Genomic DNA, 14,395 nt, shown 5'->3' on the forward strand with positions numbered 1-14,395 from the left:
GCCGCGCCTTCCCAACGAGTTGGTCGCCACGCCCTTCTGAACCCCCCCCCGACCGCCGTGTGGGCCCGCGGCGCTGAGCGCCGCGGGCCCTCTCGTCGTACGGGGACTCAGGAGGAAGCCGTCTCCAGCGCCGCGGCCATCTCCGCCAGGCGCTCCTTCGGGGCCGAGCCCGTGACCACCGTGGTCACGCCCTCGGCGTGCAGCACGAGGGCGTCGTACTTCGGGCCCTCCCAGCGCTGCCACTCCTGACCGGCCACCTCTTCGGTGTGCCCGGTGTCCTCGGCGTCCTGGCTGACGTCGGGGACGTACTTCCTGGCAGGAGTCGTGGACTGCTCCACGGCGACGTAGTTGCCGTCCGGATCGAGGAAGCCCAGGTGCCAGCCGGCACCCGCCTGCCCCTCGTACGAGACGGAGGTCGGCTTCCACTCCTTCGACAGCCCTGCGGGCGCCGCCACCGGGTAGGGCGCGGCACGACGGGCCGTCGCGAGCTCGACCCGGTAGTCGACCGCCTTGATCGGGTCGGCCTTGTCGTCGTGCGGGATGAAGATGTAGACGACGCCCGCCACCGCGGTGATCACGAGCATCGACAGGAACATGTCCCGGACGGTCTGCTTGCCTCGCTTGCTTGCCACGGCCCCATGGTGGCACGGCCTTCCGGCCGCCCGGCCAGCGGGCACCCGCTCATACGTGACCCGCTCTGCTCATTTTATCGACCTACCGATAGAGTCACAGCACCCTCTTTTCCGGTCGTCGTCGTACAGAAAGGTGCGCTCCGATGTCCGAGCATCATCTGCCGTCCCAGCTCGAGGTCTCCCCGGAGGCCCCCGACCGCAACCTGGCCCTGGAACTGGTCCGGGTCACCGAGGCCGCCGCCATGGCCGCCGGGCGCTGGGTCGGCCGCGGCGACAAGATCGGCGCCGACGGCGCCGCCGTGAAAGCCATGCGCACCCTCGTCTCCACCGTGTCGATGAACGGTGTCGTCGTCATCGGTGAGGGCGAGAAGGACGAAGCCCCCATGCTGTTCAACGGCGAGCGCGTCGGCGACGGCACCGGCGCCGAGGTCGACATCGCCGTCGACCCGATCGACGGCACCACGCTCAACGCCAAGGGCATGCCCAACGCGATCGCCGTACTGGCCGCCGCGGACCGGGGCGCCATGTTCGACCCGTCCGCCGTCTTCTACATGGACAAGCTGGTCACCGGCCCCGAGGCCGCCGACTTCGTCGACATCAACGCGCCCGCGTCCGTGAACATCCGGCGCGTCGCCAAGGCCAAGGGCATGAGGCCCGAGGACGTCACCGTCGTCATCCTGGACCGGCCCCGGCACGACAGCATCGTCAGGGAGATCCGGGAGACCGGCGCCCGGATCAGGTTCATCTCCGACGGCGATGTCGCCGGGTCGATCATGGCGGCCCGCGAGGGGACCGGCGTCGACCTGCTCATGGGCATCGGCGGCACCCCCGAGGGCATCATCTCGGCGTGCGCCATAAAGTGCCTCGGCGGTGTCATCCAGGGCAAGCTCTGGCCCAAGGACGAGGCGGAGCGGCAGCGTGCGCTGGACGCGGGCCACGACCTGGACCGGGTCCTGGCGACGGACGACCTCGTCAGTGGCGACAACGTGTTCTTCGTCGCCACCGGGATCACCGACGGTGAACTGCTGCGCGGTGTGCGGTACCGCGCGGAGACGGCCACCACGGAGTCCCTCGTGATGCGGTCCAAGTCCGGCACGATCCGCAGGATCGACTCGACGCACCGGCTGTCGAAGCTGCGCGCCTACAGCGCGATCGACTTCGACCGCGCCAAGTAGCCCCGGCGGTACGGATGTGGCGGCCGCCCGGCGGGCGGCCGCCACATCCGTGTACGCGGGCGCTTCAGCCCGCTGCGGCTATGCGCCCCGTCTGGGCCGTCGCCTTGAGCTCCATGTCCCGCCTGCGGCGCCGGGCGAGCACCACGCGGCGTTCGGCGGCGGTGAGGCCGCCCCACACCCCGTAGGGCTCGGGCTGTACGAGCGCGTGCTCGCGGCACTCCACCATGACCGGACACCTCGCGCAGACCTGCTTCGCCGACTCCTCGCGGGACAGCCGAGCGGCGGTCGGCTCCTTCGACGGGGCGAAGAAGAGCCCGGCCTCGTCCCGGCGGCACACCGCCTCCGAGTGCCATGGCCCCGCCTCATCCTCCCGCGCGGGTGCGCGCTGGGACGGCACGGCGGCGACCTGCAGGGGCTGATGCGGCATGTGCAGCACGGTCCACTCCTGACGACGGCTTGGGCTTCGCGAGCGAGAGGCGATGCAGCACTCCCTACCCGCTGTACGCACGCCTATGCACTGCGTGGCGCCGCCGCCCGGCCCCCGCGGGGGCTCCGCGTCACCGACTGGCCTGAATTCGTCGGTGCCCGGCTTCAGTGGCCGAGGTGCTTGCGCAGCTGCTGGGTGAGGTTGGCAATGAGCTTGCCACGCTTGGGCTTTGCCTCGACGCTACCGAGGACCGAGTAGCCGTTCACCACGACCACCGGTGCCTCCGGGTCCGCGGACTCCAGTGTGTCGACCTCGAAATTGCCGAAAATGCCTGTCCCGCTGCCGCGGAGCGAGATGTTCTCGGGAACCCTGATCTCGACGCTCCCGAAGATGGACGTCGCGTTGATCACCGTCAGCCGCTGGCCGAACAGCGCCTCGGTCAGGTCGATCTCCACGCTGCCGAAGAGAGCGAAGGCGTTCGTGCGGCCGCCGACGCGCCAACGGCCCCTGCGGGTGGAGCTACTGAAGACCGCGACCAGGTTCTCGGCGGGCCCCGCCGTCCCTCCGGGCTCGTAGCCGTAGGGCGAGGCGGCCCGACGGGCGCCGCCGCCCGGCGCCGGCAGGTCCTGGACCAGCGGCTCGAGCTCGCCGACGGTCTTGGCCCGGTAGACCAGCTCGACCCGCTCGGCATGCTCCTCGGCGGTCAGCCGGCCTTCGGCCACGGCCTCCCTCAGGATGTCCGCGATCCGGTCGCGGTCCGCGTCGGAGGCGCGGATGCCGGCGGGCGCGGGACCGACCGGAGCGACGGGCTGCTGGGGCTGCTTCTCGAGGTCCACCGGCCCAGCGTACCCAAACGCGATAGATCGCGACCAGTGCCTCTCCGGCCCCGCTCCGAATCGGTCGGCCGGATCACCGGCCTCCGGATCGGGCGGCCTCCGGATCGGGCGGCCCGGGTGAGCCTTACCTCACAGGCTCGGCGCACCCCCGGCGCTCTACCCTGGTGGATGCGCTGCCCAAGGGTGGTCAGCCGCTGTCGCCGAGTGAGGAATGGCCGTAATGCCAGAGTTTGCGTACTCCGATCTGCTCCCCCTGGGAGAGGACACCACGCCGTACAGGCTGGTGACCGCCGAGGGCGTCTCGACCTTCGAGGCCGACGGCCGTACGTTCCTCAAGGTGGCGCCGGAGGCCCTGCGCACCCTCGCCGCCGAGGCCATGCACGACATCTCGCACTACCTGCGGCCCGCGCACCTCGCGCAGCTGCGGCGCATCGTGGACGACCCCGAGGCCTCCTCCAACGACAAGTTCGTCGCGCTGGACCTCCTGAAGAACGCGAACATCGCCGCCGCGGGCGTCCTGCCGATGTGCCAGGACACGGGCACGGCGATCGTCATGGGCAAGCGCGGTCAGAACGTGCTCACCGAGGGCGGGGACGAGGAGGCGCTGTCGCACGGCATCTTCGACGCGTACACGAAGCTCAACCTGCGCTACTCGCAGATGGCGCCGCTGACCATGTGGGACGAGAAGAACACGGGCTCGAACCTCCCGGCCCAGATCGAGCTGTACGCGACCGACGGCGGCGCCTACAAGTTCCTCTTCATGGCGAAGGGCGGCGGCTCCGCCAACAAGTCGTTCCTCTACCAGGAGACCAAGGCGGTCCTCAACGAGGCCTCCATGATGAAGTTCCTGGAGGAGAAGATCCGTTCGCTCGGTACGGCGGCCTGCCCGCCGTACCACCTGGCGATCGTCGTCGGCGGCACGTCGGCCGAGTTCGCGCTGAAGACCGCGAAGTACGCCTCCGCGCACTACCTGGACGAGCTGCCCGCCGAGGGCTCCCCGACCGGCCACGGCTTCCGGGACGAGGACCTGGAGCAGAAGGTCTTCGAACTCACGCAGAAGATCGGCATCGGCGCGCAGTTCGGCGGCAAGTACTTCTGCCACGACGTCCGGGTCGTCCGCCTTCCCCGGCACGGCGCCTCGCTGCCCGTCGCGATCGCCGTGTCCTGCTCGGCCGACCGCCAGGCGACCGCGAAGATCACCGCCGAGGGCGTGTTCCTGGAGCAGCTGGAGAAGGACCCGGCGCGCTTCCTTCCCGACACCACCGACGAGCACCTGGACGAGTCCGGTGACGTGGTGAGGATCGACCTCAACCGGCCGATGGACGACATCCTCGCGGAGCTGACCAAGTACCCGGTCAAGACCCGGCTCTCGCTGACCGGTCCGCTGGTCGTGGCGCGCGACATCGCGCACGCCAAGATCAAGGAGCGGCTCGACGCCGGCGAGGAGATGCCGCAGTACCTCAAGGACCACCCGGTGTACTACGCGGGCCCGGCGAAGACTCCCGCAGGATACGCGTCCGGCTCCTTCGGCCCGACGACGGCCGGCCGGATGGACAGCTACGTCGCGCAGTTCCAGGCGGCGGGCGGCTCCAAGGTGATGCTCGCCAAGGGCAACCGGTCCAAGCAGGTCACGGACGCGTGCGGCGCGCACGGCGGCTTCTACCTCGGCTCGATCGGCGGCCCTGCCGCGCGCCTCGCGCAGGACTGCATCAAGAAGGTCGAGGTCGTCGAGTACGAGGAGCTCGGCATGGAGGCGGTCTGGCGGATCGAGGTCGAGGACTTCCCCGCGTTCGTCGTGGTCGACGACAAGGGCAACGACTTCTTCACCGAGCCCGCCCCGGCACCGACCTTCACCAGCATCCCGGTCCGCGGCCCCGGCCTCGGCTGACCTTCCCGCACGAGGGACCCCAGGGGCGTCCGGCCACGGCCGGGCGCCCCTGCGGCGTTCTCCGGGGCGGGGGCGCGCAGGGGCCGGATTTCGGCCATCCCCGGGCCGGCGGTTCCGCGGACCGGAGGGCGACCGAGACCGGGCTTCCGGTCCCGGTCGCCGGGGCGGCCGGGACGGCCGGGACGAGTTCACGCCAGAGATCGCCGCATTCACGACTTCCCGTGCAGGTCACACCTACATTGATGACGCCCCGACGCCTGGCCAGGCGTCCGGCAGCACACACCTCCAGCAGAAAACGGACTCAGCCATGCCCAGATCCGCATTTGTCATGCGTGCGACCCTCGCCGCTGCCGCCTTCGCCGCCGCGGTGCTGACCGCGCCCCAGGCCGTCGCCGCGGACCGGCCCGAGGTGGCGTTCTCGGCCACCGCGGACGCCACGACCCGGGCACTGGCCCAGGCGGACCCGCAGGCGACGGCTGCCGCCGCGACCGTGTGCGGCACCGGCTACGCCCTGAGCAAGGCGATCCCCCTCCCGGTGGGCACCGACCCCGGCCTGCGCCTCGCCACCCTGTTCTCCTACACCAACGGGGGCAAGGGGTGCGCGATCATGGACAACAACGTGGGCGTCTCCCGCTACATGTCCCTGAAGGTCTGCAAGGTCGACGGCACCGGCTGTGACAGCGACACCGGCAACTTCACCCAGTACGCGGGCCCCGTCTACGTGTCCAGCATCGCCTGCGCCAAGGTGACGGCGAAGATGGGCACCTCGTCCAGCAACCTGTCCATCAACTACTCGTCGGACTACGTGTTCCCCTGTGGCTGATCCCGCCCCGCCCCGGTGACGACGGCGAGCGGGCGCACCACGCGGCGCCCGCTCCCGCACACGGCCGGAGGGCGGCCCCGCCGCGCATGCCTTCCGGTGGACGGCGCTCCGGGAACAGGGAATACGTGGAACACCCCACGTGCTCATCTGCATCAGGAGGTCTGAACACCATGGACGGAACGGCCGAGGAAACGACGTACCGCGTCGAGCACGACTCGATGGGCGAGGTGAAGGTACCCGCGCACGCCAAGTGGCGCGCGCAGACCCAGCGCGCGGTGGAGAACTTCCCGATCTCCGGGCAACGGCTGGAGCGGGCCCACATCGAGGCGCTGGCCCGGATCAAGGCGGCTGCCGCCAAGGTCAACGCCGAGCTGAAGGTGCTGGATCCGGACATCGCGGACGCGATCCAGGAGGCGGCCGCCGAGGTCGCGGAGGGCCGCTGGGACGAGCACTTCCCCGTCGACGTCTTCCAGACGGGTTCCGGCACGTCGTCCAACATGAACACCAACGAGGTCGTGGCCACGCTGGCCGGCGAGCGGCTGGGCCGCGAGGTCCACCCCAACGACCACGTCAACGCCTCCCAGTCGTCGAACGACGTGTTCCCGTCGTCGATCCACATCGCCGCGACGGCAGCCGTCACCGCCGACCTGATCCCGGCGCTGGAACACCTGGCCGCTTCCCTGGAGCGGAAATCAGCCGAATTCGCGGAGGTCGTGAAGTCGGGCCGTACGCATCTGATGGACGCGACGCCCGTCACTCTGGGCCAGGAGTTCGGGGGCTACGCGGCACAGATCCGCCACGGCGTCGAACGGCTGCACGCCTCGCTCCCCCGCCTCGCAGAACTGCCCCTGGGCGGTACGGCGGTGGGCACCGGGATCAACACCCCGCCCGGCTTCTCCGCGGCGGTGATCGCGGAGGTCGCCCGCACGACCGGACTGCCGCTCACCGAGGCCAGGAACCATTTCGAGGCGCAGGGGGCCAGGGACGGGCTCGTCGAGACCTCGGGCCAGCTCCGCACCGTCGCCGTCTCGCTCACCAAGATCTCCAACGACCTCCGCTGGATGGCCTCGGGGCCCCGCACCGGCCTGGCCGAGATCAGCCTGCCCGACCTGCAGCCCGGTTCGTCGATCATGCCGGGCAAGGTCAACCCGGTCGTCCCGGAGGCCGTGCTGATGGTCGCGGCCCAGGTGACGGGCAACGACGCCACGGTCGCCGCCGCCGGAGCGGCCGGCAACTTCGAGCTGAACGTGATGCTCCCGGTCATCGCGAAGAACCTGCTCGAGTCGGTGCGACTGCTCGCCAACGCGTCCAGGCTGCTCGCGGACCGTACGGTCGACGGCATCACGGCCCACGCGGAACGGGCCCGGCACTACGCGGAGTCCTCGCCCTCGGTCGTGACGCCGCTGAACAAGTACATCGGCTACGAGGAGGCGGCGAAGGTCGTCAAGAAGTCCCTGGCCGACGGCACCACGATCCGGGAGACCGTCCTGGCCGGGGGATACGTCGACCGGGGCGACCTGACCCGGGAACAGCTGGACGAGGCCCTGGACGTGTTGCGTATGACCCGGCCGTGACGGGTAACCCACCGTGCCGGCGCCCACGTCTCTAAGATCTCTTCATGACAGCGACGGACGCGGGTACGGGAGCAGGCACCGGGGCGGGTGCGGGGGACGGAGTGCGCTGGGCGCCGGGGGACCGGATTCTCTGGCGCTACCGGGCCAACGGAAGCCCGGGGGACGGGGGCGGGGGCCACGGGGTCCACATCTGCCGCCCGGTCACCGTCGTCCAGGACACCGAAGAGCTGCTGGCCGTGTGGATGGCGTCCGGCACCGAGTGCGTGAGACCGGTCCTCGCCGACGGCACGCAGGTCCACGCCGAGCCCCTCGCCACCCGCTACACGCGTCCGCGCACGACGGTGCGCTCGCGGTGGTTCGGATCGGGTGTGCTGAAGCTCGCCCGGCCGGGCGACCCCTGGTCCGTATGGCTGTTCTGGGACCGCGGCTGGCTCTTCCGCAACTGGTACGTCAACCTCGAGGAGCCCCACTCACGCTGGGCCGGCGGGGTCGATTCGCAGGACCACTTCCTCGACATCTCGGTGCGCCCCGACCACAGCTGGGAGTGGCTCGACGAGGACGAGTTCGCCCAGGCCCAGCGGGTCGGGCTGATGGACGAGGCAACCGCCCGGCGGGTGCGCGAGGCCGGGCTGGCCGCGGTCGAGGTGATCCGCAGCTGGGGCACGCCCTTCAGCGACGGCTGGGAGCACTGGCGGCCCGACCCCCGGTGGCAGGTCCCCCCGCTGCCCGATGACTGGGACCGCACCCCCGCCCCCACGCCGTCGTGAGACCCTTGATGCACCCCAGGGGGGCAAACGTAGGATCGCCTTCCATGAACCGCTCCGCCGGACCGATGCGCCACAACCGGCGTGACCGGCCAAGGGCCTGACCACCAGTCACCGCACGCATCGCATGAGTCACACGGTCAACGGAGCCGGTGGACGTGCGGTCGCTCGAACCACTACGAGGGGGTGGAGACGTGCTCGCTGTCCGCTGCCCGGCCACCGGGAGACCCTGGACCGGCCCTCAGCGCGGCCGTACGGTTTCGGCCCCTTTCCCGAGAGCATCCGGTGACAGCCGTTGTTCTCACCGCTCTTGCCGGGGCACAGTGGCGCAACGCCCCGAGGTGACTGCGCCTGCCTCATACAACCGGCCCGGACGGACGGAACCCCACGCGTGACGGAGCATCCCACCTCCCACGAAGGCCGGCAGCCGCTCGCTGCCCGGCCGCAGGAACGCGCCCGGCCCCGGCAGCAGGAGGACCCGCCGGGTGCCGCTGCCACCGCGGCGATCCCCGGCCCTTCCCCGGCGCCGAACGCGGCGAAGGGCACGGCCCCGAACGCCGTACCGAATCCGTTGCCCGGCGCGGAGGCGGCCGCGGCCGTCGTCGACACCCAGACGGTCTCCCGCCGCGAGGGGGACCGTCTGCGCTTCGTCGGAGCGGCGACCCGCCGGATCGCCCGGGGCATAGACCTGGACGAGATCGTGCTGGGCCTGTGCCGGGCGAGCGTGCCCACGTTCTCCGACGCCATACTCGTCTACCTCCGCGACCCGCTCCCGGTGGGCGACGAGCGGCCGGTCAACCCCTTCGTGCTGCGGCTGCGGCGTACCGACAGGCTGCGGCTGGCGGACGAGGAGAGCGAGAGCGGGCCGGAGGGCGAGCGGCTGCGGCTGCCCGTCACCGACCCGCAGGCCGGGCTGCTGCCCGCCGCCGACCTGTGCGAGATCCGGGCGGGCGGCGCACTCGCCGAGGTGCTGCGCGGGGTGCGGCCCGTCTTCGGTGACTCAGCCGCGGCCCGCGTGGCCCTGCCCGAGCTGCTGGGGGCGGGGCGGACCGTGCCGACCGGGCACCGCGCGATCCTGGCCCCGCTGCGCGGCCGGCGCCGGGTGATCGGTGCGGCCGTGTTCCTGCGCGGCACCGACCGCCCGCCGTTCGAGGCCAACGACCTCCTGGTGGCGGCGCAGCTGGCCACCCACACCGCGCTCGGCATCGACAAGGCCGTGCTCTACGGGCGCGAGGCGTACATCGCCGACGAGTTGCAGCGCACGATGCTGCCCGACTCGCTGCCGCAGCCCACCGGCGTACGCCTGGCCTCGCGCTACCTCCCGGCCGCGGAGACGGCCCGGGTGGGCGGTGACTGGTACGACGCGATCCCGCTGCCCGGCAGCAGGGTCGCCCTGGTCGTCGGCGACGTGATGGGGCACTCCATGACCTCCGCGGCGATCATGGGCCAGCTGCGCACCACCGCGCAGACCCTGGCCGGCCTCGACCTGCCTCCGCAGGAGGTCCTGCACCATCTGGACGAGCAGGCGCAGCGGCTCGGCAGCGACCGCATGGCGACCTGCCTGTACGCGGTATACGACCCCGTCGCGCACCGCATCACCATCGCCAACGCGGGCCACCCGCCCCCCGTGCTGCTCCACCTGGGCGGCCGGGCCGAGGTGCTCCGGGTACCTCCGGGGGCGCCGATCGGGGTCGGCGGGGTCGATTTCGAGGCCGTCGAGCTGGACGCGCCGGCCGGGGCCACCCTGCTGCTGTACACGGACGGCCTGGTGGAGTCCCGGATGCGGGACGTCTGGACGGGCATCGAGATCCTGCGGGAGCGGCTCGCCGCCACCGCCCAGCTGACGGGCCCGGACCATTCGCCGCCGCTGGAAGCACTCTGCGACGACGTGCTGGACATGCTCGGGCCCGGCGACCGGGACGACGACATCGCCCTGCTGGCCGCACGCTTCGACGGGATCGCCCCGAGCGATGTCGCGTACTGGTTCCTGGAACCGGAGGACGCGGCGCCCGGCCGGGCCCGCAGGCTGGCCCGCAGGGCACTGAGCCGGTGGGGCCTGGAAGACCTCTCGGACGAGGTGGAGCTGCTGGTCAGCGAGGTGGTGACCAACGCCGTGCGCTACGCGGAGCGGCCGGTGACCCTGCGGCTGCTGCGCACCGACATCCTGCGCTGCGAGGTGGGCGACGACTCCCCGCAGCTCCCCAGGCAGCGGCGCGCCCGGGAGACGGACGAGGGCGGACGGGGACTGTTCCTGGTCAACCGGCTGGCCAGGCGGTGGGGGGCGACCCGGCTCTCGACCGGCAAGGTGGTCTGGTTCGAGATGGCCACCCCTTAGGGCTCCGGCGGCTCGGACCGGTCCGGGCGGGAGGCCCTGGGTATCGTCCTGCCACCACCTGGGGACAGCCCGGCACCATGGTGCGCGAGGTCCTGGACGACGCGGCGCGCGAGCGGCTCGTCTCCACCGAAGAAGGTCAACGGCGGCTGACGCGGGACATGAGTGAGGGGCGGGTGCCGGCCCGGCACCCGCCCCTCATCCGTGTCGCTACTGGCCCAGCAGGCTGTCGCTGCCCGGCCGCTCGCCCGGCGGCTGCTCCCCGTCGCCGGGGTCCTTGGTCGCGCTGGGCGTCCCGCTCGGCGTCGACGAAGGCGTCTCGCTCGGTGTCTCGACCGGCGGCGACTCCTCCCCCGGCGTCTCGCTCGGCGACTCGGACGGCTCCTCCGGCTCCTCGGACGGCGTCTCGGAGGGCTCCTGCGTCTCGGACGGGGTGGCCGAGGGGGTCTCGGTCACCGGCGTCTCACCGCGCTCCACGCCCTCCAGGTCGAAGGTGGCGTCCGAGCCGCCCCCGAGCGCGCCCAGCGTGTAGTCCGCCCAGATCTTCGCGGGGAACCCGCCACCGTTGGCCCGGCCGGAGTTGGCCGTACCGGTGAGGCTGACCTGGCCGCCGCCCTCCTGGGGGGACTCGCCGAACAGGGCCACGGCCGTGGAGAGCTCCGGGGTGTAGCCGGTGAACCAGGCCGCCTTGTTGTTCTCCGAGGTGCCCGTCTTGCCCGCGGCGTCGTAGGCGGAGGTGTTGGCCTCGCGGCCGGAGCCGAGGTCGACGACCTCCTGCAGCGCCTTCGTCACGGTGTCGGCGGACGCCCTGCTGATCACCTGGCCGCCCACGCCGTCGACCGGCTCCATGGTGCGGTCACGGTTCGCGGCGGACTTCACGATGGTGGGGGTGACCTTCTTGCCGTGGTTGTCGAGGGTGGCGTAGACCCCGGCCATGTCCCACGTGGAGGCGTTCATGGTGCCCAGGGTCATCGCGGGCGTCTCGGGGAAGTTCCTGTCCGGTACGCCCAGGGCGAGCGCCGTCTTCTTCACGGCACCCGGGTCGGCGTCGACGACCATCTGCGCGAAGACGGAGTTGATCGACTTGTCCATCGCCCGCTGGACGGTGGGACTGTCGTAGCTGACGTCGTCCTCGTTCTGCGGGGCGAACGGGATGCTGCTGCCGACCACCGGACGCTTGCTGGTGCCGTCGTACACCGTGTTCAGGCCGATCAGGTCGCCGTTCTGGGTCGTCGACCCGTTCTCCAGCGCCGAGGCCAGCACCAGCGGCTTGAACGTGGAGGCCGGCTGGTAGTCCCGGCGGGTGGCGTTGTTGTACCAGTGCTCGGTGGCGCCGACGCCCCCGTACAGCGCGACGACCTTGCCGGTCTTCGGGTCCACGGAGGTCGCGCCGGCCTGGACGGTCGCGTCGACCTTGTTGTCCTTGCGGTCGAGCTGGTTCTCCAACTGCCCGTCGACCGACTTCACGAGCTGCTTCTGCCGCTTCTTGTCGATGTTGAGGGTGACCGTCCAGCCGCCGGCGTCGAGCATCTCGTCGGTGATGCCCTGCCGCTTCATCTCGTCGTTCGCGGCCTCGACGAGGTAGCCGGTCTGGCCCTCCATGCCGGGGGCCGCCTTGGGCGCCTTCGGGACGGGGAACTTCATCGTGTCCCGCTCGGCCCCGTCGAGCCAGCCCTCGTCGACCATGTTGTTCAGCGTGTAGGCCCAGCGCTCCTTGACGAGTTTCTTGCCGGTCGGGGAGGCGTAGGCCCAGTCGTACTGGCTGGGCGCCTGGAGCAGGGAGGCGAGGTAGGCGCCCTGGGACGTGTCGAGGTCCTTGGCGTCGACTCCGTAGTAGGCCTGGGCCGCCGCCTGGATGCCGCTCGCCCCGCGCCCGTAGTACACCGTGTTCAGGTACCCGGCGAGGATGTCGTCCTTCTTCATCCGCTGGTCGACCTTGAGTGAGATCACCAGCTCCTTGAGCTTGCGGGTGACCGTCTGGTCCTGGGTGAGGTAGTAGTTCTTCACGTACTGCTGCGTGATCGTGGAACCACCCTGCTTGCCCTTGCCGGAGAGCGTGTTGAGCAGGCCGCGCGCGGTGCCCTTGAGGTCGACGCCCTGGTCCCGGTAGAAGGACTTGTTCTCGGCGGCGACGAAGGCGTGCTGGACGCTCTTGGGCACGACGCCGAGGTCGACTATCTCCCGGTTGACCTCGGAGTTGCTGCGGGCCAGGAGCGTGCCGTCGCTGTACTTGTAGACGTTGCTCTGCTTCTCGGCCTGGGCGTTGGCCTCGGGCACGTCGACGTACACGTAGAGCGCCGCGAAGGCACCCATCCCGAGCAGGCAGAGGCCGAAGAGGGTGCCCAGGATCTTGCGCCAGGTGAAGAGCCGGCGTATTCGCCCGCCCCGGGCGGGCGCTCCCCGCCCCTGGGCTCGTCGCTCATCCGCTCGACCCATCGCTGTGGTGCTCCTGTTCTTCTGCTCGTACCGCTCCGGTCAGACCTGCCAGCTAACACCGGGAGCCGGGACAAATGGCAGGCGATCCGGTCTTTTCCGGACGTGACAATCAGCACCCGGTCCCGAAGGAACCGACTCATGAGGGATGCACAAGGTTGCGAGAGGCGTTAATGTGTAATCACATTGCTAGCGCGGCGCTATGCCGCAGGAAACGGGGGGACCATGTCCGCACCGCACGACCTTCCCGACGCGGCCGGCGCCGGCGCCGACCTGACGCCGGACGCTCCCGAGATGCCCGAACCCCAGGTCAGGGAGACGACCGCACATTCCATCCCCGGCGGCCTCGGACTCCTGCTGACCGTCTTCGGGGTGTTCCTCGGCGTGGCCCTGGCCATCGTCGGCGGCGTCCTCGGCTCGAACGGGCACAACGGCGCCGGCATCCCGATCTTCATCCTCGGACTGCTCCTGGCCATCGCCTCCTTCTTCTGCATGAGCGGTGTGAAGATGGTCGCCCCGGGCGAGGCCCGGGTCATCCAGCTCTTCGGCCGCTACGTCGGAACGATCCGCGCGGACGGCCTGCGCTGGATCAACCCGCTGACGTCGAGCCGCAAGATCTCCACCCGGGTCCGCAACCACGAGACGGCCGTCCTGAAGGTCAACGACGCCTACGGCAACCCGATCGAGCTCGCCGCGATCGTCGTCTGGAAGGTCGAGGACACGGCGCAGGCGCTCTTCGAGGTCGACGACTTCCTGGAGTTCGTCGCCACCCAGACCGAGGCGGCCGTCCGCCACATCGCGATCGAGTACCCGTACGACGCCCACGAGGAGGGCGGGCTGTCGCTGCGGGGCAACGCCGAGGAGATCACCGAGAAGCTCGCGGTCGAGCTCACCGCGCGGGTGCAGGCGGCGGGCGTGCGCATCATCGAGTCCCGCTTCAGCCACCTCGCGTACGCCCCCGAGATCGCCTCCGCGATGCTCCAGCGGCAGCAGGCGGGGGCCGTCGTCGCGGCCCGCCAGCAGATCGTCGAGGGTGCGGTGGGCATGGTCGAGATGGCGCTGACCCGCATCGCCGAGCAGGACATCGTCGAGCTCGACTCGGAGCGCAAGGCGGCCATGGTCAGCAACCTCATGGTGGTGCTGTGCGGTGACCGCGCGGCGCAGCCGGTCCTGAACACGGGCACGCTCTACCAGTGACCGACGACGCGGCCCCTCCCCCCGGCCGGACACCCCGGCGCGGCCCGGCCCGCAAGCAGATGCTGCTGCGGCTGGATCCCGCGGTGCACGACGCGCTGGCCCGGTGGGCCTCGGACGAGCTGCGCAGCGCGAACGCGCAGATCGAGTTCCTGCTGCGGCGGGCGCTGGCGGAGGCGGGCCGGCTGCCGGGCGGCGCGGGCCCGATCCCCCGCCGGGGCCGGCCCCCGAAGGCCCCGCCGCCCGAGCCGGACGAGACCGAGGACTGAGCCAGCGGTACGGGCCCGCGCGGAACGAGCCCGTACAGGGCGCCGGGA

At 71.2% G+C, this 14,395-nt stretch carries 12 protein-coding genes; 8 read left to right on the plus strand and 4 right to left on the minus strand.

Features of this window, described 5'->3' with window-relative positions; translation table 11 throughout:
- Window positions 1-107: 107 nt before the first annotated feature.
- Window positions 108-632 (minus strand): DUF4245 domain-containing protein, encoded by a 525-nt coding sequence (locus tag ACFUNE_RS32655; protein WP_383575498.1) that lies wholly within the window; start codon window positions 630-632, stop codon window positions 108-110.
- 143 nt (window positions 633-775) lie between these two features.
- Between ACFUNE_RS32655 and glpX the strand changes: the two genes are divergently transcribed.
- The gene (gene glpX, locus ACFUNE_RS32660) at window positions 776-1,807 is read left to right on the plus strand and encodes a class II fructose-bisphosphatase (RefSeq protein WP_383575500.1); all 1,032 of its coding nucleotides are present in this window, start codon (window positions 776-778) and stop codon (window positions 1,805-1,807) included.
- A 64-nt stretch (window positions 1,808-1,871) separates the two neighbouring features.
- On the opposite strand, the gene ACFUNE_RS32665 is transcribed toward glpX, so the two are convergent.
- Together ACFUNE_RS32665 and ACFUNE_RS32670 are read right to left on the minus strand one after the other, a co-directional pair.
- Window positions 1,872-2,243 (minus strand): WhiB family transcriptional regulator, encoded by a 372-nt coding sequence (locus ACFUNE_RS32665; RefSeq protein WP_383575502.1) that lies wholly within the window; start codon window positions 2,241-2,243, stop codon window positions 1,872-1,874.
- A 155-nt stretch (window positions 2,244-2,398) separates the two neighbouring features.
- Window positions 2,399-3,070, minus strand: a complete 672-nt coding sequence (locus ACFUNE_RS32670; RefSeq protein WP_383575504.1) for a DUF1707 domain-containing protein — start codon at window positions 3,068-3,070, stop codon at window positions 2,399-2,401.
- Window positions 3,071-3,290: 220 nt separating this feature from the next.
- On the opposite strand from ACFUNE_RS32670, the gene ACFUNE_RS32675 reads away from it, so the two are divergent.
- The 5 genes from ACFUNE_RS32675 to ACFUNE_RS32695 all read left to right on the plus strand — a co-directional run bounded on the left by ACFUNE_RS32675 (window position 3,291) and on the right by ACFUNE_RS32695 (window position 10,454).
- The gene (locus tag ACFUNE_RS32675; protein ID WP_383575506.1) at window positions 3,291-4,958 is read left to right on the plus strand and encodes a fumarate hydratase; all 1,668 of its coding nucleotides are present in this window, start codon (window positions 3,291-3,293) and stop codon (window positions 4,956-4,958) included.
- Window positions 4,959-5,265: 307 nt separating this feature from the next.
- On the plus strand, window positions 5,266-5,781 hold the full coding sequence (locus ACFUNE_RS32680) for a hypothetical protein (protein WP_383575508.1): 516 nt from the start codon (window positions 5,266-5,268) through the stop codon (window positions 5,779-5,781).
- A 170-nt stretch (window positions 5,782-5,951) separates the two neighbouring features.
- Window positions 5,952-7,355 (plus strand): class II fumarate hydratase, encoded by a 1,404-nt coding sequence (locus ACFUNE_RS32685; RefSeq protein ID WP_383575510.1) that lies wholly within the window; start codon window positions 5,952-5,954, stop codon window positions 7,353-7,355.
- A 44-nt stretch (window positions 7,356-7,399) separates the two neighbouring features.
- Window positions 7,400-8,122: a DUF402 domain-containing protein gene (locus tag ACFUNE_RS32690; protein ID WP_383575512.1), complete on the plus strand. Its 723-nt coding sequence runs from the start codon at window positions 7,400-7,402 to the stop codon at window positions 8,120-8,122.
- Between the two features lie 388 nt (window positions 8,123-8,510).
- Entirely contained in the window at window positions 8,511-10,454 is a 1,944-nt protein-coding gene (locus tag ACFUNE_RS32695; protein ID WP_383575514.1) for a SpoIIE family protein phosphatase, read from the plus strand.
- A gap of 207 nt (window positions 10,455-10,661) precedes the next feature.
- Here the strand turns inward: ACFUNE_RS32695 and ACFUNE_RS32700 are convergent, their stop codons facing one another.
- A complete protein-coding gene (locus ACFUNE_RS32700) occupies window positions 10,662-12,887 on the minus strand; it encodes a transglycosylase domain-containing protein (protein WP_383575516.1) in 2,226 nt (741 codons plus the stop codon).
- 222 nt (window positions 12,888-13,109) lie between these two features.
- Here ACFUNE_RS32700 and ACFUNE_RS32705 point away from each other — a divergent pair, with 222 nt between their 5' ends.
- Entirely contained in the window at window positions 13,110-14,081 is a 972-nt protein-coding gene (locus ACFUNE_RS32705) for an SPFH domain-containing protein (RefSeq protein WP_383575518.1), read from the plus strand.
- A complete protein-coding gene (locus tag ACFUNE_RS32710; protein ID WP_383575520.1) occupies window positions 14,078-14,347 on the plus strand; it encodes a hypothetical protein in 270 nt (89 codons plus the stop codon). Before ACFUNE_RS32705 ends, ACFUNE_RS32710 begins: the two co-directional genes overlap by 4 nt.
- Window positions 14,348-14,395: the final 48 nt, after the last annotated feature.

The organism is Streptomyces sp. NPDC057287 (assembly GCF_042667905.1).
Taxonomy (GTDB): domain Bacteria; phylum Actinomycetota; class Actinomycetes; order Streptomycetales; family Streptomycetaceae; genus Streptomyces.

Bases quoted from the DNA above. Each gene is read 5' to 3' on its own strand.
- ACFUNE_RS32680 (WP_383575508.1), top strand. From the start codon at position 5,266: ATGCCCAGATCCGCATTTGTCATGCGTGCGACCCTCGCCGCTGCCGCC.
- ACFUNE_RS32675 (WP_383575506.1), top strand. From the start codon at position 3,291: ATGCCAGAGTTTGCGTACTCCGATCTGCTCCCCCTGGGAGAGGACACC.
- glpX (WP_383575500.1), top strand. From the start codon at position 776: ATGTCCGAGCATCATCTGCCGTCCCAGCTCGAGGTCTCCCCGGAGGCC.
- ACFUNE_RS32690 (WP_383575512.1), top strand. From the start codon at position 7,400: ATGACAGCGACGGACGCGGGTACGGGAGCAGGCACCGGGGCGGGTGCG.
- ACFUNE_RS32685 (WP_383575510.1), top strand. From the start codon at position 5,952: ATGGACGGAACGGCCGAGGAAACGACGTACCGCGTCGAGCACGACTCG.
- ACFUNE_RS32700 (WP_383575516.1), bottom strand. From the start codon at position 12,887: ATGGGTCGAGCGGATGAGCGACGAGCCCAGGGGCGGGGAGCGCCCGCC.
- ACFUNE_RS32705 (WP_383575518.1), top strand. From the start codon at position 13,110: ATGTCCGCACCGCACGACCTTCCCGACGCGGCCGGCGCCGGCGCCGAC.